Consider the following 18,738-nt stretch of genomic DNA (forward strand, 5'->3'; position numbering starts at 1 on the left):
CGCAGGAGCGGTTGCCGACGGACGTTGGGTGGTCGTTCACCGGCTCTCGGGGTCCGTCGGGGACACGGACAGAGCCGGTGTGGACGAACTGCGCGCGGCAGCCGACCGGATCCCGGTGGCGGACCGGCACGAGCAGCGGTGACGGCCCGGGCAGCGGTGACGGCCCGGGCAGCGGTGACGGCCTGGGCAGCGCCCAGGCCGCTGAACGATGAAGAGGGCTTCCGGTGTGTGTCTACCCGGCCACGAACTGCGTGAGGATCGCCTGGACCTCGTAGATGTCCACGCCCTTCGTGAACGTCTTCTCGATCGGTTCGTGGCTGCCGGACAGCCAGATCTTCAGCTCGGCGTCGAGGTCGAAGTGACCGGCCGTCTCGACCGAGAAGTGCGTGATGCTGCGGTACGGGACGGAGTGGTACTCGACCTTCTTGCCGGTGATCCCCTGCTTGTCGATCAGGATGAGACGCCGGTCGGTGAACAGGATGGTGTCGCGGATCAGCAGGAACGCGGCGTGCACCTGCTCGCCGTGCCCCAGCAGACGCGCGTAGTCCTGCTGGGCCTTGCCGGGATTGACGGTATGCGCGTTTCCGAACAGTGCCATGTACGGGGAGACGCGAGACCAGCCTCGCAGGGTTGCTCCCGGCTACGCACCGCTGCCGACATCTACCGCTCTGTGAAGACCCCTGTGCGATGAGCTCGACGATCGGGTTGGCGAGGCCAGGTCCTTGCGGAGCTCGGCGGGGTCGGCGTCCATGCATCGCCTCGTGGGGGCGAGCTGGCCAGGGTGGTTCCTGCGGAGGGGTGAGGCGGTACAGGAAGGTATTGGCGATGTTCACCCTGAGGTGTGAGGCCGGGGGTGGATACGCCGCGGGCCCGGTGCGTCGGGGGACGGCAGCGGGCCCGGGGTGGGGTGGTGTGGGGTCAGGACGGGGCGCCGCCGAAGCGCTCCTTGTAGGTCTCCAGGTCGTCCTCCGTCAGCTTGGCGAAGAGGACGGGGGGGACGGTGAAGGGGGTGCCGGCGGGGACCGAGGTCAGGGAGCGGGCCTGCTCGGCGGTGACCCACGTGGCGGTGTCGTCCTCGAGGGCGAAGGCGCCGCGCATGGCGGCCGAGGAGGTCGGGATGAAGGGCTCGGAGACCACCGCGTAGAGGTGGATGAGGTTCATCGCCGTGCGCAGGGTGAGGGCCGCGGCCTCCTGGTCGGTCTTGATCTCCAGCCAGGGGGCCTTCTCCTCCAGGTAGGAGTTGCCCGCCGACCACAGGGCGCGCAGCGCCGCCGCAGCCTTGCGGAACTGGAGCGACTCCATGTGCTCCTCGTACTCCGCGAGGAGCCGCGCGATCTCCTCGCCCAGCTTCGCCTCGGCCTCACCGGCCGCCGCACCCGCCGGGACCTCGTCGCCGAAGCGCTTGCGGGAGAACGACAGCACACGGTTGACGAAGTTGCCGAGCGTGTCGGCGAGGTCCTTGTTGACCGTGGCGGTGAAGTGCTCCCACGTGAACGACGAGTCGTCCGACTCGGGCGCGTTGGCGATCAGGAAGTAGCGCCAGTAGTCCGCCGGCAGGACCTCCAGGGCCTGGTCGGTGAAGACGCCCCGCTTCTGCGACGTCGAGAACTTCCCGCCGTAGTACGTCAGCCAGTTGAACGCCTTGACGACGTCGACCTTCTTCCACGGCTCGCGCACGCCCAGCTCGGTGGCCGGGAACATCACGGTGTGGAAGGGGACGTTGTCCTTCGCCATGAACTCCGTGTAGCGGACGTCGGTGTCGACGTCGAACCACCAGGACTTCCAGTCGCGGTTCTCCGGGTCCTGGTCCGACCACTCCTTCGTCGCGCCGATGTACTCGATCGGCGCGTCGAACCACACGTAGAAGACCTTGCCCTCGGCGGCCAGCTCCGGCCAGGTGTCCGCGGGGACCGGGACGCCCCAGTCCAGGTCACGGGTGATCGCCCGGTCGTGCAGCCCCTCGGTCAGCCACTTGCGGGCGATGGACGACGCCAGCTGCGGCCACTGGTGCTCGTGCGCCGCGACCCACGCCTCGACCTCGTGCTGCAGCTTCGACTGCAGGAGGAACAGGTGCTTGGTCTCGCGGACCTCCAGGTCCGTGGAGCCGGAGATGGCCGAGCGCGGCTCGATCAGGTCGGTCGGGTCCAGGACGCGGGTGCAGTTCTCGCACTGGTCGCCGCGGGCCTTGTCGTAGCCGCAGTGCGGGCAGGTGCCCTCGACATAGCGGTCCGGGAGGAAACGGCCGTCGGCCGGCGAGTACACCTGGCGGATCGACCGCTCCTCGATGAACCCGTTCTCCTTGAGCTTGCGGGCGAAGTGCTGCGTGATCTCCACGTTCTGCTCGGACGAGCTGCGGCCGAAGTAGTCGAACGCGAGGGCGAAGCCGTCGTAGACGGCCTTCTGCGCGTCGTGCGCCTGCGCGCAGAACTCGTCGACGGGGAGGCCCAGCTCCTTCGCCGCCAGCTCCGCCGGGGTGCCGTGCTCGTCCGTCGCACAGATGTACAGGACGTCGTGGCCACGCTGGCGGAGGTACCGGGAGTACACGTCCGCCGGGAGCATGGACCCCACCATGTTGCCCAGGTGCTTGATCCCGTTGATGTACGGAAGGGCGCTGGTGATGAGGTGTCGAGCCATCGGGGGATGCTCCCAGGTCGGTCGATTTCGTAAGGCGTGAGTCTTGAAATCCTAGCCGACACGGGGGTGCCGCCCGCCTCCCGTTTTGCGGGGTGGGAAGCGGACGGCACGGGACGTCCCGGTGAGGGGCGTGGTGGAGGGTTACGGGTGGTTACGGGCGCCAGGCGGCCAGGATGCCCTCGTAGACCTCCGCGTCGGTCAGCTCGCGCGGGGTCTCGCCTGCCAGGAAGTGCGAGGCGTTGCCCGTCTTGAGCTTGCGGAGGTAGTCGAACGCCTTGTTCTCCGGGTCACCGAAGGCGACGAAGGCGAAGTGCACGCCGGGGTGGTTCTTCGCGGCGTCCGTGAGCGCCTGGGTGGCGGGGGTCTTCGCGTCCGGGGCGCCGTCCGTCTGGAAGACGACGAGGGCGGGGGCGGTGGGGTCCGCCGACTTCTGGTGCTGGGCGAGCACCTCCTCGACGGCCGCGTGGTAGCTGGTGCGGCCCATGCGGCCGAGGCCGTTGTGCAGCTCGTCGATCTTGTTCTCGTGCTCGGTGAGGGTGAGTTCGCCGGTGCCGTCGAGCTCGGTGGAGAAGAACACGACGGGCACGGTGGCCTCGGGGTCGAGGTGGGCGGCGAGGGCGAGGGTCTGCTCGCCGAGGGCCTGGGCGGAGCCGTCCTTGTAGTACGAACGCATCGACGCGGAGCGGTCGAGGACGAGGTACACCTTGGCGCGGGCGCCGGTGAGGTCGTGCTTCTTCAGGACGGTACCGGCGGTCTTGTAGGCCGTGGAGAGACCGGGGGCGCTGGAGCGGACGCGGGTCGCGGGCGTCGCGGGAGCCGCGGGGCGAGCGGCCTCGGCTTCGGGGTTGTCGGCGGGCTGCGTGGGTTCGTCGGCTGCCGCCACGACCTCGCGGGTGGCCTCGGGCTCGGGTGCCTTCACTGCCTCGGGCTCGGGTGCCTTCTCGGCTTCGGGCTCGGGTGCCTCGACCGGCTCCGGCTCGGACTCCTCCGCCACGGGAGCCGCCTGCGGCTGCGGCTCAGCCTCGGCGGCGACCTCCGGCTCCGAGGGCTTGTCGGCGTCGGCCTCCGGCTCGGGTGCCGTGGCGGCCTCGGGCTCGGGGGTGGACGTGACCTGCGGCTCCGCCTCGTCCGCGGCCTTGGGTGCCGCGGCAGCCTCGGGCGCAGCGTCAGACGCGGCCTCGGGCTCCTCGACCTTCTCGGTCTGCGGCTCGGCGTCGGCTTCCTTCGCGGCCGCCGGCTCCGTCCGGGCCTCGGGCTCGTCCTTCCCAAGGGGCTCCGCGACAGGCTCCGCCTCGGCCTCCGGCTCACCCTCCGCGACAGGCTCCGCCTCGGCCGCAGTGGCGGTCTCCGTGAGCGCCGGCTCCGCCTCCACGACCGCCTCGGTCTCCCGCGCGGCCTCCTTCTCGGCCGCGACGTCGGCCTCGGCGGTCTCCGGGGCGGTCTCGGGCGCGGCCTCCGCCTTCGGCTCAGCGGTTGCCGCTACGGCCTCCGCCTCGACCTGCGCCTCTTCCTCTCCCTCGGCCTTCGCCTCCGCGACCGGCTCCTCGGCCTTGGCCTCGGCCTCGGGCTCCGCCACCGGCGTACCGGCTTCGGCCGCCTCAGGCTTCCCGTCGGCCACCTCGGCCTGGGCCTCCGCAGGCTCGGCCTCGTCCTTCGCCTCGGCCACCGGCGCCTCGGCCGCCGCACGCTCAGCCTCGGCTTCCTCCGCCTCGGCCTCCGCAGGCCCGGCCTCGTCCTTCGACTCGACGACCACCTCGGGCTCCGCCACCGGCGCCTCGGCCTTGGCCTGAGCCTCGGGCTCCGTCACCGGCGTCCCGGCCTCGGCCGTCGCCGCAGGTTCCCGTTCCTCCGTCCGCGGCTTCGGCACCGTCACGTTGTCGAAGGCCGCCGAGACCAGCTCGTCGGCGACGGACGAGGCCGGCTTGGACCCGGACCCCTGGGCCGGAAGCTTCGGCTCGACCTGTTGCGAGGAGCCCCGCTCCTCATCCCGCTCGGCCTCCCGCAGGGAACCCGGCTCGGTGGTGGCTGATTCGGCACTCCCCTGGGGGGCCGTGGTGGTCGGCTCTGTCGGGGAGACCTGCTCCGCCTCCTGCGAAGGGACCGTGTCGCGCCCCTTGCGTGAGCGGGAGAACGCGTTCCGCAGGAGAGAGAGAATGCCCATGTGCGCAACCCTTCGCGTGAGTTGTAGCCCGTCAATCCCTGGCCAGGACGGACACGTAAGGTTAGCCGCCGCGATTGGCGATCTTGGGGTGGGGCGGGAGGTTTCACTAACCTCGCGACTGGGAGCTGTCAATACCGCCCCAACTGCCGTGGGTTCACCTGCCGTTCACTCTCCGTCTCCGTTTTCGAACGCATGCGCCCCTAACGTCGCGCTCACACCAAAGGCACATAAGAGGGAGCGCAACGTGCGCAAGCTGCTGCCCATGATCGGCTCGCACCCCGGCGGCCGTTCCGCCATGACCTGTCGGTTCCGCTGTGGTGACGCCTGCTTCCACGAGGTGCCGAACACCAGCGCCAACGAGTACGTGGGCGACGTCATCGCCTCCGCGCTCAGCCGCCGGTCCGTGATGCGCGCCGCCGCCGTCGTCACCGTGGCCACCGCGGCCGGTACGGCGACGACGCTCGGCACCGCCCCGCAGGCCGCCGCGGCCGGCGCCGGGACCACCGCCACCACCAAGAGCACCCCGAAGCCCAAGGCGGCCCGTGGCCTGCGGTTCGACGCCGTCGCGCCCAACACGGCGGACACCGTGACCGTCCCCGGGGGCTACCAGCAGAACGTCGTCATCCGCTGGGGCGAGCCCATCCTGCGCGGTGCCCCGGCGTTCGACCCGGAGAAGCAGACGGGTGCGGCCCAGGCCGGGCAGTTCGGCTACAACAACGACTTCCTCGCGCTGCTGCCGCTGCCTGGCGAGCGCGGCCGCAAGCTCCTCGTGGCCAACCATGAGTACACCGACGAGGTGCTCATGTTCCGCGGCTACGATCCCGCCAACCCGACCCGCGACCAGGTCGAGGTCGCCTGGGCCGCGCACGGTCTGTCCGCCGTCGTCGTCGAGGAGGACCGGCGCACCGGCAAGCTCACCGCCGTGCCCCGGCACCACCTCAACCGGCGGGTCACCGCCACCACCGAGTTCCGGCTGACCGGCCCCGCCGCCGGCTCGGACCTCCTCAAGACCTCCGCCGACCCGACCGGCCGCAAGGTCCTCGGCACGCTCAACAACTGCTCCGGCGGCACCACCCCCTGGGGCACCACGCTGCACGGCGAGGAGAACTTCAACCAGTACTTCGCCAACAGCAGCCGGCCCACCGACAAGCGGTACGGCATCGGCACCGGCGCCACCGAGCGCAAGTGGGAGCGGTTCGACAAGCGGTTCGACGTGGCCCAGGAGCCGAACGAGGCGCACCGTTTCGGGTACGTCGTCGAGTTCGACCCGTACGACCCGACGTCCACCCCGCGCAAGCACACCGCCCTCGGCCGCTTCAAGCACGAGGCCGCGACCATCCGGCTCACCGCCGACGGCCGTCCCGTCGTCTACTCCGGTGACGACGAGCGTTTCGACTACTTCTACAAGTTCGTCAGCAGCAAGCGGATGAAGAAGGGGACGGGCCGCGCCGCGCGCGAGCACAACCTCTCGCTGCTCGACGAGGGCACCCTCTACGTCGCCAAGCTCACCGGTGACTCCCCCGCCATCGAGATCGACGGCACGGGCAAGCTCCCGGCCGACGGCGAGTTCGACGGCAGCGGCGAGTGGATCCCGCTGGCCACCGCGACCGCCGAGGGCGCCGTCTCGCACGTCGAGGGCATGACCGCCGACGAGGTCTTCGTCTTCACGCGGCTCGCCGGCGACAAGGTCGGCGCGACGAAGATGGACCGCCCCGAGGACATCGAGCCCAACCCGGTCACCGGCAAGGTCTATGTCGCCCTCACCAACAACTCCAACCGCGGCAAGACCGGCTTCGCCGCCGCCGACGAGGCCAACCCCCGCAACGCCAACAAGCACGGCCAGGTCCTGGAGCTCACCGAGCGCTGGAACCGGCCCGAGAGCACCCGGTTCGCCTGGCTGCTGTTCCTCGTCGCGGGCGACCCCGACGACCCGGCGACGTACTTCGCGGGCTTCCCCAAGGACGACGTCTCCCCGATCTCGTGCCCGGACAACGTCGCCTTCGACCCGTACGGCAACCTGTGGATCTCCACCGACGGCAACCAGCTCGGCTCGCACGACGGTCTGTTCGGCGTGGCGACCAAGGGGGAGCGCCGCGGTGAGCTGAAGCAGTTCCTGACCGTGCCCAGCGGCGCCGAGACCTGCGGTCCGATCATCACCGACCGCCGTGTCCTGGTCGCGGTGCAGCACCCGGGTGAGCTGGACGGCGCCTCCGTCGAGAACCCCAAGAGCACGTGGCCCGACGGCCCCGGCAAGATCGTCCGCCCGGCGGTGGTCGCGGTCTACCGCGCGGACGGCTGCGACATCGGCGTCTGAGTCAGGGGCACTGCGGTTACGGGCCCTGCCCATGCAGATGCGAACGCGGGCCGTTCTCCCGGTGGGAGGACGGCCCGCGGTGCGTCGCCGTGCGGCTCAGGGGGCCAGGCAGCTCACGCCCGGTGCGGCGGCCGGGTCCAGCATGCCGGCCGGGTCGAGGAGGGCGGCCGGATCGGCCAGCTCCGCGACACCGGCGGGGGTCTCGGTGAGGCAGGTGACCGTGGCCGCCGGGTCCGGGACCGCGTGGGCGGCCGGGGCCAGGGCGCCGGCGAGGGCGAGGGTTCCGAGCAGGACGGTGGCGGTGCGCCGCATGGCGAACATCCCCTTGTCAGAAAGAAAGTGAATCGTCCGGTTGGACGAGTCCGATCATTACGGCTTTCCGCCTGCGAACTCTCCTCCCGTCACCCGTGCGGGGCGGGCGTAACGATTCAGCGCCCTGCGCCGGGTTGACCGCCGGCGTCCCGGTCTAGGGCCTGTCGGGCGGGGAGGTGATCGTCCGGGCCGCCGCGACCTCCTGTCGCAGTGCCTCCAGGACGCTTCCCGGCGGCCCGCTCAGATCGGACCGCACCTCGTAGAGGACGTCCGTCCTCCGCAGCCCCTCCGCCAGTTCCCGCAGTTGCAGGGCGACCTGGGCGACCTCGGCGGCGGACGGCGGCCGCGCCCCCTGCTTCACCCGGACCCGGGCCGCCGTCGTCGCGTCGACGATCCGCTCGACCGCCACCACCAGCGGCCACCAGGCCGCGGCCCGCCGCCCCGTCGGCGGCGGTTCGGTCAGGGCCCGCTGGAACTCCGTACGGATGGCCGACAGGTCCCGGTAGAGGCGGCGGCGCTTGCGGGCCCGCCCGGTGGGGTCCTCCGCGCCGGGCCCGAAGACGTGTTCCACGTACGCGGCGGTGTCGGCGACGGCGTCCGCGAGCCGCGCCCCCACGCGGGCGTGCCAGCTCTCCGGCCACAGCAGATAGCCCGCGACGAGGGCGATGCCGCAGCCCACCAGGGAGTCGACGAGGCGGGGCACGAGCAGGCCGGTGCCCTGGTGGTTGAGGATGTCGGAGAGCAGCAGGATCACGGGGGTGATGGCGGCGGTCTGGTAGCCGTAGCCGCGGGGGGTGAAGACCGGGATGAGCGGGGCGAGGCACAGCATCACCGGCACGTCCCACCAGCCGCGCGGGACCTCCGCGAGGATCGCCGCCGCGACGACCAGGCCGACGACCGTGCCGAGGGCCCGCAGCAGCGCGCGGGAGAACACCGAGCCGAAGTCCGGTTTCAGGACGAAGGTGATGGTCAGCGCCACCCAGTAGGAGCGGGGCACGGCGACGAGGGAGACCAGCGCCTGTGCGATGCCGATGCACAGGGCGAGGCGCAGGCCGTAGCGCCAGGACGCGGCGGACAGGGCCACGTCGTGGGCGGCCCGTGCGGCGCGCACCCGTAGCGGCGCGGTCCGGCCGAGGTGGTCGTCGGCCCGGGTCAGCGCGTCCGGCGACCCCTCGGTGACGACCTCGGCGGCGTGCCGCAGCGCCTGGTCGACCGCCTTGCCGATCTCGCTCGTCGGCGTGGGCAGCCGCAACCCCAGCGGCCCGGAGTACCCGGTGTCGACGGCCTCGGCGACATGGCGCACGGCGGTGGGGACCTCGGCGGGCAGCGGGCGCCCGGAGAGGCGTACGGCGGGGGCGGCCTCGACGAGCGGGGTGACCGCGTTCAGCTGGGCGAGGAGCCGGACGAGGTCGGGGCTGCGGCCGTGGTGGCGGGCGCGGCGGGCGAGGATCAGGTCGTAGGACTGGTTGAGGGACTGGGTCACCGCGTGCCGGGCCGTGTCGTAGGCGTCGGTGGTGTCCGCGGTGGTCGCGGCGAGCAGGTCGGCGACCTTGCGGTAGGTGTCGGCGACGGAGGCGCGTTCCGGTACGCCGGCCCTGAGCGGCCAGGCGAGGAGGGCCTGGACGAGGACGAGGAGGCCGCCGCCCGTCATCAGGAGGGGGGCCAGCCACCAGTCGCCCGGCATCGGCAGACCCGCGCCGACCACGGAGTTGAGCAGGAGCAGCAGCCCCGACACGGAGGCGACGGCGCCGATCGTCGAGATCATCCCGGAGACCAGCGCGACCCCGGTGAGCGCGGCGACGGTGACCCAGCCGTGCCCGTACACGAGGGAGCCGAGGGTGATGCCGATGGCGCTGAACAGCTGGGGGACGGCGATGTTCAGGAGCCGCATGCGGTACGCGTCCGCCGTGTCGCTGATGACGCCCGACAGGGCGCCCATCGAGGCGAGAGCGCCGTACTCGGGGCGGCCGGCGGCGAGGCCGAGGGCGAGCGGCAGGGTCAGGGCGACCGCCGCGCGGGCCACGGCGGGCCGGTTGACGGGCGGTGCCTGCTGGGGTTGGAGGTTGCGGACCAGCCAGTCGGGCGGGGTCAGGCCGAGGGCGAACGGGCGGGGCATGCGGCCATTATCACCGCCGGAGATCGCCCGATTATGTGTAGTTATGGGTGGGTTGGGGGCGACGAGGTCGCGTGGTGTCCATGGCCCCCCGGCGTCACTTCCGCTGGTGGAGGGTCAGATCGGCGACCACCGCGTTGTGGTCGGTGCCGCGCAGCTTCAGGAAGCGGGTCTCGCGGGCGGAGAAGTCCTTCGAGGAGACGAGGACGTGGTCGATCTGGGCGCCGAACCTCGGGGTGGTCCGGGAGGGCCAGGTCGCTCGGCGGTCGTCCCCGGTCAGCCGGGCGGCGTCGCCGAACCCCGCGTCGAGGAGGTCGCGGAAGGCCGCGTGGTCCTGGGTGGCGTTGAAGTCGCCGGCGACGATGGTCGGGGTCCGGGTGTCGGCCGCCGCGTAGGCGCGCAGCGCGCCGAGCTCCCGTCGCCAGGTGCCGACCTGGCCGGCCAGCGGCGGCATGGGGTGCGCCAGTTGCAGCCGTACGCGGTGGCCCTCGACGTCGGCGACGGCGCCGGGCATGCCCATGGTGCCGGGGATCGGGTCGGCGCCCTTGAGGGGGTGGCGGCTGAGGATGACGGAACCGTCGGAGCCGTAGCCCTCGACGGCCCGGCGGTAGGGGTAGGCGGGCTTGTCGCCGCTGAGGTCGCCGAAGGTGTCGCGGAGGGTGGCCGAGCAGGTGGCCTGGCACTCCTCGACGAACACGATGTCGGGGCGCTCGCGTTTCACGGCCCTGACGAGGGCGGCGGTGCCGTCGCCGAAGTGCACGTTCGAGGTCATGACCCGGACCTCGGCGAGGACCGGCCCGTCCGGCGCGGTCGTCTTCCCGTACGGCTCGATGTACCAGGCGAGCGCGCCGAGCAGCACCACGCCCCAGGTCAGGCCGGTCCAGGAGCGGGCCAGGGCGAACAGGAGCAGGGCCAGGCCGGTGGGGGCGAGCAGCCAGGGCAGGAACGCGAGGAGCTGGGGGACCGGGGTGAAGGCGTCGACGTCGATCACCCGGCAGACGACGACCGCGGTCACACCGAACAGCAGCAGGAAGGCGAACCCCTTCTTGCCGCCGTGGGTGGCCCGGCGGGTGGTGACCGGCTCGGGCCGCTCCATGGTCGTGCTCTCCAAGGCCGGCCTTCCGTTCGCCCGCGGTGGTTCTGTGCTCCTCGTTCAAGGACGAGGTGGAAGGGCCGAAGGTTGCGCGGGTAACCGGGGCCGGGCGCCCGGCCGCCGCCGGGCCGGGGTTGTATGGCGGGTACTGGGGCGGGGTGACCGTCCCCGAGCGCCCGTGCCGCTGGACGCGGCCGTCGTACGGGAGGTGCTGGAACCCACGACGAACCCCATGACGAACCCTACGGCGAACCTCGCGACGCCGGCGGGCCGGGGTCCCCGGAGGGCGACGGCCAGAGCCGTGCCTTCCGGGTGCGGGCGGCCGACGGGAGCGAGGCGGAGATCTTCGCCGACGACCTCGGTCTCACCGTGCACCGCCCGCACGCCGGAGAGGTGTGGGACATCGTCGCCGAGCTGGTCGCCCGGCTCGGCGCGGTCGTCCTCGACCCGAGCGGTGGCGGCGTGGTGTGCCGTCCCGACGAACAGGGGCACCTTCCCGCGCGCCGGCGGGACGACGCCGTGGTGATCGAGATGACCGGGAAGGCGTTGGAGACCGCGCTCACGGGGCGGCGCCGGGGCTGAGGCGTACCGGCGCGGTGCGCGATGCGGGCGCGGTCGTCCGCCGTGCGGGGTCAGGCGCGCCTCTCCTCCGGGGCCGTCGCGAGGGACCACATCACGAAGACCGACGCGGCGATGACGATGACCGACCAGACGGGGGCGTACGGGAGGAACATGAAGTACGCGATGGCGTAGAGGGACGCCAGGGCGATCCCCACGCCCCGCGCCCAGTCCCGGCCCTGGAGGATGCCCCAGCCGGCGAAGGCGACGACGGCTCCGAGAATGAGATGGATCCAGCCCCAGGTGGTGAGGCTGAACTCGAACACATAGTCGCCGATGTTGGTGTACACGTCGTCCGTGGCGATGGCCGCGATGCCGTTGAGGATGCCCAGCACCCCGCCGACCATCATGAGGACACCGGCGAAGACCGTGCCGCCGATGGCCCAGGAGGTACCGGAGTGCCGTCCCTGCGGGGGCGTCGGCGTCGAGATGGTCTGGTGGCTGTGGGCGTTCGAACGCGGCTCGGCGCTGTGCTGGGACATGGCAGGGCCTCCTCAGAAGGGCGGACAGCTCACCCGCATGCTCACGCGGGGCGGAGGGCGCCGCATGCGCTGTAGGCCGAACGGGTGAGGGGCCCGAGCTCAGTCCAGCCGGGCCAGGAAGTCCTCCAGCCCCTTGTTGAAGGCGTCGGGGCGTTCCAGGTTCGGCAGGTGGGCCGCGCCGTCGATCACCTGGAGGACGGAGTCGGGCAGGGCGGCGTGCATGGCCTCGGCGTCGGCGACCGGGGTGTACGCGTCGTCGGCGCCGACGACGACCAGCGTGGGTACGGCGACACGGGTCAGCAGGTCGTTGTAGTCGGGGCGCTCGGCGCGTCCGCGCAGGGCCGCCGCCGCGCCCTCGGGATCGGTCGCCGTCATCATGCGGTGCACATGCGCCGCGACGTCGGCGTCCGCGTACGGCGCGACCATCCGGTACAGCACCTCGTCGGCGTACCCGCCCATCCCCTCCCGCAGCAGCCGGTCGGCCATCGCGTTCCGGGCGCGCCTGCCCTCCTCCGTCTCGGCGGTGGGGAAGGTGTCGGCGAGGACGAGACCGCGGACGCGGTCCGGGAACAGCCGGTAGCACTCCATGGCGATCTGGCCGCCCATGGACAGGCCCGCGAGGACGAAGTCGCTCACGCCCAGGTCGTCGAGGAGCGCCGCGATGTCCTCGGCGAAGACGGAGAGCGGGGTGAGGCCGGGAACGACGGGGGAGGCGCCGTAGCCCCGCAGATCCGGGGCGATGACCCGGCGGGTCGCGGCGAACGCGGTGAGCTGGGGCCGCCACATCGTGCGGTCGAAGGGGTGGCCGTGGACGAGGACGAGGGGGAGCGCCGACGGGCTCGCTTCCCCTTTGTCCTCGTATGCGAGGAAGGGTGCCATGCGTTCGACCCTAGGTCGCCCCAACTCCTCGGTGCAATAAGATCTTTGCCCTCGGTGCAATGGAGGCGGTGCGCCGGGGGGAGGGCGGGCCCGGACATGGTGAGCGACTACCGGCGGATCGCCGACCTGATCGCGGAGGAGATCGCCGCCGGGCGGCTGCGCCCGGGGGACCGGCTGCCGCCGCAGCGGGTGTTCGCCCGGCGGCGCGGGATCGCCGGGTCCACGGCCGGGCGCGTGTACGGGGAACTGGTGCGGCGCGGGCTGGTGGTGGGCGAGGTCGGGCGCGGCACGTTCGTACGGGCGGCGCCGACGGGGGCGGGGGCCGGGCGGGCGCTGGCGGAGCCGGTCTCCTCGGCGCCGGTGAACATGGAGCTCAACTACCCATCCGTCCCCGGTCAGGCGGAGCTGCTGGCGGCCGGCCTCGCGCCGCTGCTGCGGACGGACGTGCTGGGGGAGGCGCTGGGCCTGGTTCCGGCGAACGGTACGGGCACGGCGCGCGAGGCGGCGGCCGGGCTGCTCGCGGTGCCCGGCTGGCGTCCGGAACCGGGGCGGTTCCTCTTCACCGGGAACGCCCGCCAGGCCATCGCCGCCGCCCTCGCGCACCTGGTGCGGCCCGGGGGCCGCGTCGGGGTCGAGTCCCTCACGTATCCGCTGGTCAAGGAGATCGCGGGACGGCTGGGGGTGACGCTGGTACCGCTCGCGACGGACGGGGACGGGCTGCGGCCCGAGGCGGTGGCCGCGGCGCACCGGGCGGCGCCTCTGTCGGCGGTGTACGTGCAGCCGACCCTCCACAACCCGACGTCCACGACGATGCCGCACGAACGCCGCGCCGAACTGGCGTCGGTGGCGCGGGAGCTGGACCTGCCCGTGGTGGAGGACCGGATCTGGGCGTTCCTGGCGGGCACGGACGCGGACGCGAGCGTGGGCGTGGGCGCGGGCGTGGGCGTGGGTGAGGGCGCGGAGTCGGGTGTGGGCCAGGGCGCGGAGGCGCCACGGGGGTGCGTGGGTGGTGTGTTGCCGTTGGCGGCGTACGCGCCGGAGCGGGTGTATGTCGTGGACGGGCTGTCCAAGCGGGTGGCGCCGGGGCTGACCGTCGGGTTCCTCGTGGTGCCCGAGGGGCGGGCGGAGGAGGCCGGGGACGCGCTGCGGTCCGGGGGATGGGCCGCGGGGAGGTTCGCCCTGGAGGCGGCGGTGCGGTGGATCTCGGACGGGACGGTCGCCCGGCTGGTCGCCGCGAAGCGCGAGGACGCGGCGGCCCGGCAGCGGCTCGTGCGCGAGAACCTCGCCGGGTTCGCCGTACGGGGGGACGCGCGCGCCTATTACGCCTGGTGGGAACTGCCGGAGCCCTGGCGGGCCGACACGTTCTGCGCGGCGGCGGCGGAACGCGGGGTGGCGGTGACACCGGGACCGGCGTTCAGCGTGCCCGCGGTCGCGTCGGGGGTGTCGGTGGCATCCACGGCGGCGTCGACGGTGCCGGACGGGGCGGGGTGGCCGGTGCGGAGGGCGCGGCGGGCCCAGGTCAGCCCCTTCAACTGCGTCCGGCTGGGACTTGCGTCGGTGGGTCCGCCGGAGCTGGCGGAGGCGCTGGCGGTGCTGGCGGACGTCGCCCGAGGAGGCCGGTGAGCCAGGCAGCGGCGGCCACGGTGGCACCGAGGGCGAGGAGACCCCAGGTGACGGTGCGCAGCGTGGCGGTGAGGGCGTCGTAGACGGCGCCGGCGGCCGCCGGGGAGACGTCCGGCGGCAGGTCGGCGAGGGTGAGATGGCGGCCGAGGGCGACGGCGACCCCGAGCAGGACCCCGCCGAGCGCCGTCCCGAGGCCCGTCGCGCACACCGCCCGACGGCGCCGGGTGGCGATCAGGATCCCCGCCGTGGCCAGTACGAGCGTACCGACCGGCAACCAGAACGCGGCGACTTCGAGCACGCGATACCCCTTCCGCAGCTGGACGAGTTCCTCCGCCGACAGCACCGTGACCTCGGTGTGCGCGACCGGGATGCGATGGGCGAACGGCACGTGGTCGCGGGCGAGTTGACGCTTGACCCGTTCGCCGACCGGCGCCAGGTCGAGGGTCACCGGTTGCGCCCCGTGCCCGCTGCCGCCGGCGCTCTCCGCGCGGACCGCCCGCAGTACCGCGTCGTGGGCCGCCCGGTTGGCCGTGTGCCATGCCGTACGGAACGCCTCGGTCCGGGTGAACGACCGGGCCGCGTCGTGCGTGAAGTCCCGTACGGACTCGCGCAGCGGCGGCCGGACCCGCACCTCGCGCATGATCCCGGTGGCGACCGCGTCCGCGAGGGCCTCCCGCACGTCGGGGTCGGCGGCGAGCGGCGCGGTGACGGCCTCGTAGCGGGCTCGGTCGCCGAGCTCGTACGTCGCCCACGCGGCCAGCGCGCCCACCGGCGCGAGCAGGCAGGCGAGCAGGATCAGCGCGGTCGACAGGGGGCCGCGAGCACGAGGGAACACCCCCTCAGGCAAGTCCCCCGGCGGTGCCCGCGCGAGCGCTGACGCCGCGTCTGACTGCGAATGGCCCCCCAGGACAAGCCGAACGGCTGCCGCCGGCTTGCGCGGGGCGCCTTATGGCTCGGGGGTGCGCGGTTCGTCGGCGGGTGCGGGTAGGTGGGGGCTGGTCGCGCAGTTCCCCGCGCCCCTGAAAAGCGACCGGGGCTGCGCCCCGTGCTTTTCATGAAGGGTGGGCCGCAGGCCCAACCCTTCAGGGGCGCGGGGAACTGCGCGAGAAACCACGAACCACCCGCACCCGCCGACGAACCGCGCACCCCCGAGCTACGAGGCGCCCGGCCCTTCCTCTCCGGTGGAGCACGGCGCTCACCCCAAGCGGTGGCCCTCCGCGTCCTCGTGCGTGTAGTAGCGGTAGAACGTCGCCACGAACACGGCCGCGGCGATGACGAGGGAGAGCACCGTGGACATCAGGACGCTGTCTCCCCCCTGGCTGTAGAGGAAGCCGAAGGCGCAGCCCGTGAAGGCCGCCCACAGCGCGGCGTGACGTTCCCGGCGCAGCCGGGGCGCGACGGCCTGTACGGCCAGGTGGAGCACCGCGAACACGAACGCGCTCACCAGGCCGAACAGCACGTTCCAGCCGGTGATGGGGCCGGCGTCGCGGTTGAGGGCCGCCGCCCAGTAGCCGTAGACGAGGCCGAGGACCCCGGCCAGGGCCCAGCGCGCGAGGGTGTGGGTGCGCGGGCCGAAGACATCGGGTGCGGCCGGGGTCGTCCGCGGCATCGGCGCGGCCGCCACCCCCTCCAGCGGTCTGCCCGGCCTGGGTGCCGTCTGAGCCATGGGAGCACTCCTTCCTTCCCTCCCCCGCGACTGCCGCCCCGCTTACCAGGTCACACCTGAGGCACCCCGTCGGCAAGTCGGAGTAAGGGAGAATCCGGCCACGGGCTGGGGGCCGGGGCCGGGAGCCGAGGGCCGGGATGCGCGGGGCGTGGTGGCGTGCTTCGCTGAGGGGCATGCGGATGCCGATGCCGCGTGCGCGCCGGGCGCCGGACCCCGTGGAGCGGCAGCAGCTGCTGCGGGTGCGCGGCCGCAGCGTCGCCTGGCTTCCGCCGCTGGTGGTGCTCTGCGCCGTTCCCGCCCTCGACTGGGTGACCAGCGGCGACTTCCGGGTCATCTCGTGGCTGGTGCTCGTCCCGGGGATCGCCGCCGCGGTCTGCGGGGTGTGGACGACGGCGCTGTTCGCCGTGCTGGCGATGATCGCGTACTACGCGGTCGACAGCGCCTGGCCGCACCAGTACCGCAGCGGTCTTCCCGACTTCATCCTCCTCGCCGTCGGCGGGGTGATGTCCGTACTGGCCTGCGCGGTGCGGCTGCGCGGGCAGGAGCGGATGCTGCACATGCGGGCCGTCGTCGACACCACCCGCAAGATCCTGCTGCGCCAGCTGCCGCCGCACGTCGGGGGCCTCGACCACGCCGAGGTGTATCTCGCGGCGGACAGCGAGGCCCGCGTCGGCGGCGACTTCTACGACATCCAGCCGAGCCCGCACGGCACGCGCGTCCTCGTCGGCGACGTCCAGGGCAAGGGTCTCGGGGCGGTGGAGGCGGCGTCCGTGCTGCTGGGCACGTTCCGGGAGGCCGCGTACTACGAGGCGGAACCCGGCACGGTGGCCGAACGGCTGGAGACCCGGATGATCCGCCACGTCCGCTACTGCGCCCACGTCGGCCGCGACGACGCGGAACGATTCGCGACCGCCGTGCTCCTCGACTTCCCCGAGCTGCGCAGCGAACGCACCGACTGGGGGCCCGACACGACGGGCCTCGACACCCTCACCGTCGACATCGTCAACTTCGGCCACGAACCTCCGCTGCTGGTCTCCCCCGACGGCGTACGCGTCCTCGTGCCGGGCGACGGACTCCCGCTGGGCCTCAGCGAGCTGGAACCCATCCACCCGAACGGTCCCCCGACCACCAACGATCCCCCGACCACCAACGGTCCCACGACCATCGGCGGACCGGGCCGTGCCGGCGTCACTGTGCGGCTCGCCGCCGACGAGTCGTTGTTGCTGGTCACCGACGGGGTGACGGAGGCGCGGGACGGGGACGGGGTGTTCTTTCCCCTGCGCGCCTATCTGAGCCGGGCGATCGCCGCCGATCCCCGTGCCGCGACCGACCCGGTCGCCCTCGTGCGGCTCGTCCACGACGGCGTCCTCGGTCACACCGGCGGGCTTCTCGACGACGACACGACGATCTTCGCGGTCCGCCGCGGCACCGGCACCGGGCGTGCCCCCGGCGCCACCGCGGTCCCCTGACCGGAACTCCCCCAACGGGGCCTTCCCACCCGGTCCTTTCCCCGTTTGCACGCGCAGCGGTTACGGTGCTGGCTGGCATACGTGATCGATGGGGAGGGAACCGATGCCCGGAACCGTGCTGCTGCTCGCGGCCTCGCCCGTGGGCAAGGGGTGCCTGGTGGACGCGGCCTCCGTGCTTCCCGTACTCGCGGCCGTCTCGCCCGAGGTGCTGTCCGGCACGGGCACGGCGAACGTCGTCGAACTCGCCGATCCGCTGGAGCCGCAGGCCGTCCTCACCCGGCTGCGGGCGGCGGCCACCGCGCCCGGTCCGCTCACCGTGTACCTCACCGGGCAGCTGCAACTCGACCGCAAGCAGCGGCTCGTGCATCTCGCGCTGGCCCGTACGACCCCGTCGACCGTGCGCTACACCGCGTTCCCCTGGCACTGGCTGGTCGAGGAACTCCGGCTGCGCGCACCCGGATCCACGACCCTGTTCCTCGATCTGCACGCCGACGCGGAGGTGTGGCGGCAACTGGCGGGGCGGCCGTTGGGGGTCGGCCCGGGGGCGAGCGTGTACGGGCGGATCGCGCCGCCGCCGTCCCGGCGGGGTGTGGCCGTACCGCAGTACATGAAGGCCCTCGCGACGATACTGCGCAGCGGCCAGCGCCTGCCTCCAGCGGTCCTGCACGAGCAGGTGCTGCTGCGTACGACGGAGTACGGGGACATCCTCCTGGCCCAGGACGCGGGGGCCCCCGGCGGCGGGCCCCCGGGAGATCCGGTCGCCGTCCTGCCCGAACCGGCCATGGTCCTGTCCGAGCAGGTCATCGTCCTGCCCGAGCCGCCCACCGGTGTGCCGAAGGCGAGAACCGGGGGAGCGGAGGCGAGGGAAGCCGAGGTCCGGGGCACGGAGGCCGGGGGCACGAAGGTCGGGGGTGTGGAGGCCGTGGGCGCGGAGGCCGACGATCCTCATCTCGCCATCACGGCCGCCGTGCAGGACGGGCGGCACGCCGAGGCCGACGCTCTCGCCGCCCGGTGGGAGGAGGCCACCCGGCGTCAGTTCGGGGCGGGTACGGCACAGGAGCTGCACTGGCGTGAGGTGCGGGCCGACCTGGCGATGTTCGCCGGGGACGCGGCGCGCAGCTGCGAGACCTGGATGGGCGTGGCCGAGGCGCGGCTGGCCGCGGGCCAGGACGTGCGGGACCCGGCGGTCGAGGCGGCCGTCGACCGGGCACACCACCAGTGGGGGCAGATCAGCGATCCAGGGCGGGCCGGTGAACTGGGGCTGCGGCTGGTCGAGTTGCGGAGCCGGGTGCCGGGGCGGCGGGAAGGTGCCCTGCACCATGTGCGGCAGCACCTCGCCGAGTTGAGGTCGGCCCAGCACGTACCCGGTTAGTC

General features: G+C 73.0%; 15 protein-coding genes. 5 read left to right on the forward strand and 10 right to left on the reverse strand.

Annotated elements, in window-relative coordinates:
- Positions 1-232: 232 nt before the first annotated feature.
- The 3 genes from ACZ4Z3_RS22010 to ACZ4Z3_RS22020 all read right to left on the reverse strand — a co-directional run bounded on the left by ACZ4Z3_RS22010 (position 233) and on the right by ACZ4Z3_RS22020 (position 4,795).
- On the reverse strand, positions 233-598 hold the full coding sequence (locus ACZ4Z3_RS22010) for a PH domain-containing protein (protein ID WP_107462939.1): 366 nt from the start codon (positions 596-598) through the stop codon (positions 233-235).
- Between the two features lie 320 nt (positions 599-918).
- On the reverse strand, positions 919-2,634 hold the full coding sequence (gene metG, locus ACZ4Z3_RS22015; RefSeq protein WP_468502575.1) for a methionine--tRNA ligase: 1,716 nt from the start codon (positions 2,632-2,634) through the stop codon (positions 919-921).
- A 151-nt stretch (positions 2,635-2,785) separates the two neighbouring features.
- Positions 2,786-4,795, reverse strand: a complete 2,010-nt coding sequence (locus ACZ4Z3_RS22020) for a VWA domain-containing protein (protein ID WP_468502576.1) — start codon at positions 4,793-4,795, stop codon at positions 2,786-2,788.
- A gap of 244 nt (positions 4,796-5,039) precedes the next feature.
- Between ACZ4Z3_RS22020 and ACZ4Z3_RS22025 the strand changes: the two genes are divergently transcribed.
- The gene (locus tag ACZ4Z3_RS22025) at positions 5,040-7,109 is read left to right on the forward strand and encodes a PhoX family protein (RefSeq protein ID WP_468502577.1); all 2,070 of its coding nucleotides are present in this window, start codon (positions 5,040-5,042) and stop codon (positions 7,107-7,109) included.
- A gap of 96 nt (positions 7,110-7,205) precedes the next feature.
- Here ACZ4Z3_RS22025 and ACZ4Z3_RS22030 read toward each other — a convergent pair whose 3' ends face one another.
- The 3 genes from ACZ4Z3_RS22030 to ACZ4Z3_RS22040 form a co-directional block, all read right to left on the reverse strand.
- Positions 7,206-7,421, reverse strand: a complete 216-nt coding sequence (locus ACZ4Z3_RS22030; protein ID WP_468502578.1) for a hypothetical protein — start codon at positions 7,419-7,421, stop codon at positions 7,206-7,208.
- A 154-nt stretch (positions 7,422-7,575) separates the two neighbouring features.
- Positions 7,576-9,537: an FUSC family protein gene (locus ACZ4Z3_RS22035; protein WP_468502579.1), complete on the reverse strand. Its 1,962-nt coding sequence runs from the start codon at positions 9,535-9,537 to the stop codon at positions 7,576-7,578.
- Positions 9,538-9,631: 94 nt separating this feature from the next.
- Positions 9,632-10,630 carry an endonuclease/exonuclease/phosphatase family protein gene (locus tag ACZ4Z3_RS22040; protein WP_468502746.1) on the reverse strand — a complete coding sequence of 333 codons (999 nt, stop codon included), beginning with the start codon at positions 10,628-10,630 and terminating at the stop codon, positions 9,632-9,634.
- A gap of 309 nt (positions 10,631-10,939) precedes the next feature.
- Here ACZ4Z3_RS22040 and ACZ4Z3_RS22045 point away from each other — a divergent pair, with 309 nt between their 5' ends.
- On the forward strand, positions 10,940-11,209 hold the full coding sequence (locus tag ACZ4Z3_RS22045) for a hypothetical protein (protein ID WP_468502580.1): 270 nt from the start codon (positions 10,940-10,942) through the stop codon (positions 11,207-11,209).
- 50 nt (positions 11,210-11,259) lie between these two features.
- On the opposite strand, the gene ACZ4Z3_RS22050 is transcribed toward ACZ4Z3_RS22045, so the two are convergent.
- Entirely contained in the window at positions 11,260-11,727 is a 468-nt protein-coding gene (locus ACZ4Z3_RS22050; protein WP_468502581.1) for a DUF7144 family membrane protein, read from the reverse strand.
- Between the two features lie 99 nt (positions 11,728-11,826).
- Positions 11,827-12,606, reverse strand: a complete 780-nt coding sequence (locus ACZ4Z3_RS22055; RefSeq protein ID WP_468502582.1) for an alpha/beta fold hydrolase — start codon at positions 12,604-12,606, stop codon at positions 11,827-11,829.
- A gap of 99 nt (positions 12,607-12,705) precedes the next feature.
- Here ACZ4Z3_RS22055 and ACZ4Z3_RS22060 point away from each other — a divergent pair, with 99 nt between their 5' ends.
- Entirely contained in the window at positions 12,706-14,229 is a 1,524-nt protein-coding gene (locus ACZ4Z3_RS22060) for an aminotransferase-like domain-containing protein (protein WP_468502747.1), read from the forward strand.
- Here ACZ4Z3_RS22060 and ACZ4Z3_RS22065 read toward each other — a convergent pair.
- Entirely contained in the window at positions 14,135-15,064 is a 930-nt protein-coding gene (locus ACZ4Z3_RS22065; protein WP_468502583.1) for a hypothetical protein, read from the reverse strand. The two genes, ACZ4Z3_RS22060 and ACZ4Z3_RS22065, sit on opposite strands and share 95 nt — an antisense overlap.
- 360 nt (positions 15,065-15,424) lie before the next feature.
- Positions 15,425-15,895: a hypothetical protein gene (locus tag ACZ4Z3_RS22070; RefSeq protein ID WP_468502584.1), complete on the reverse strand. Its 471-nt coding sequence runs from the start codon at positions 15,893-15,895 to the stop codon at positions 15,425-15,427.
- Positions 15,896-16,068: 173 nt separating this feature from the next.
- Between ACZ4Z3_RS22070 and ACZ4Z3_RS22075 the strand changes: the two genes are divergently transcribed.
- Both ACZ4Z3_RS22075 and ACZ4Z3_RS22080 read left to right on the forward strand, forming a co-directional pair.
- A complete protein-coding gene (locus tag ACZ4Z3_RS22075; RefSeq protein WP_468502585.1) occupies positions 16,069-17,364 on the forward strand; it encodes a PP2C family protein-serine/threonine phosphatase in 1,296 nt (431 codons plus the stop codon).
- A gap of 103 nt (positions 17,365-17,467) precedes the next feature.
- Positions 17,468-18,736 (forward strand): hypothetical protein, encoded by a 1,269-nt coding sequence (locus ACZ4Z3_RS22080; RefSeq protein ID WP_468502586.1) that lies wholly within the window; start codon positions 17,468-17,470, stop codon positions 18,734-18,736.
- Positions 18,737-18,738 lie beyond the last annotated feature (2 nt).

The organism is Streptomyces sp. NPDC030296 (assembly GCF_055572815.1).

Bases quoted from the DNA above. Each gene is read 5' to 3' on its own strand.
- ACZ4Z3_RS22050 (WP_468502581.1), bottom strand. From the start codon at position 11,727: ATGTCCCAGCACAGCGCCGAGCCGCGTTCGAACGCCCACAGCCACCAG.
- ACZ4Z3_RS22075 (WP_468502585.1), top strand. From the start codon at position 16,069: ATGCGGATGCCGATGCCGCGTGCGCGCCGGGCGCCGGACCCCGTGGAG.
- ACZ4Z3_RS22020 (WP_468502576.1), bottom strand. From the start codon at position 4,795: ATGGGCATTCTCTCTCTCCTGCGGAACGCGTTCTCCCGCTCACGCAAG.
- metG (WP_468502575.1), bottom strand. From the start codon at position 2,634: ATGGCTCGACACCTCATCACCAGCGCCCTTCCGTACATCAACGGGATC.
- ACZ4Z3_RS22055 (WP_468502582.1), bottom strand. From the start codon at position 12,606: ATGGCACCCTTCCTCGCATACGAGGACAAAGGGGAAGCGAGCCCGTCG.
- ACZ4Z3_RS22070 (WP_468502584.1), bottom strand. From the start codon at position 15,895: ATGGCTCAGACGGCACCCAGGCCGGGCAGACCGCTGGAGGGGGTGGCG.
- ACZ4Z3_RS22040 (WP_468502746.1), bottom strand. From the start codon at position 10,630: ATGGAGCGGCCCGAGCCGGTCACCACCCGCCGGGCCACCCACGGCGGC.
- ACZ4Z3_RS22080 (WP_468502586.1), top strand. From the start codon at position 17,468: ATGCCCGGAACCGTGCTGCTGCTCGCGGCCTCGCCCGTGGGCAAGGGG.
- ACZ4Z3_RS22030 (WP_468502578.1), bottom strand. From the start codon at position 7,421: ATGCGGCGCACCGCCACCGTCCTGCTCGGAACCCTCGCCCTCGCCGGC.
- ACZ4Z3_RS22035 (WP_468502579.1), bottom strand. From the start codon at position 9,537: ATGCCCCGCCCGTTCGCCCTCGGCCTGACCCCGCCCGACTGGCTGGTC.
- ACZ4Z3_RS22010 (WP_107462939.1), bottom strand. From the start codon at position 598: ATGGCACTGTTCGGAAACGCGCATACCGTCAATCCCGGCAAGGCCCAG.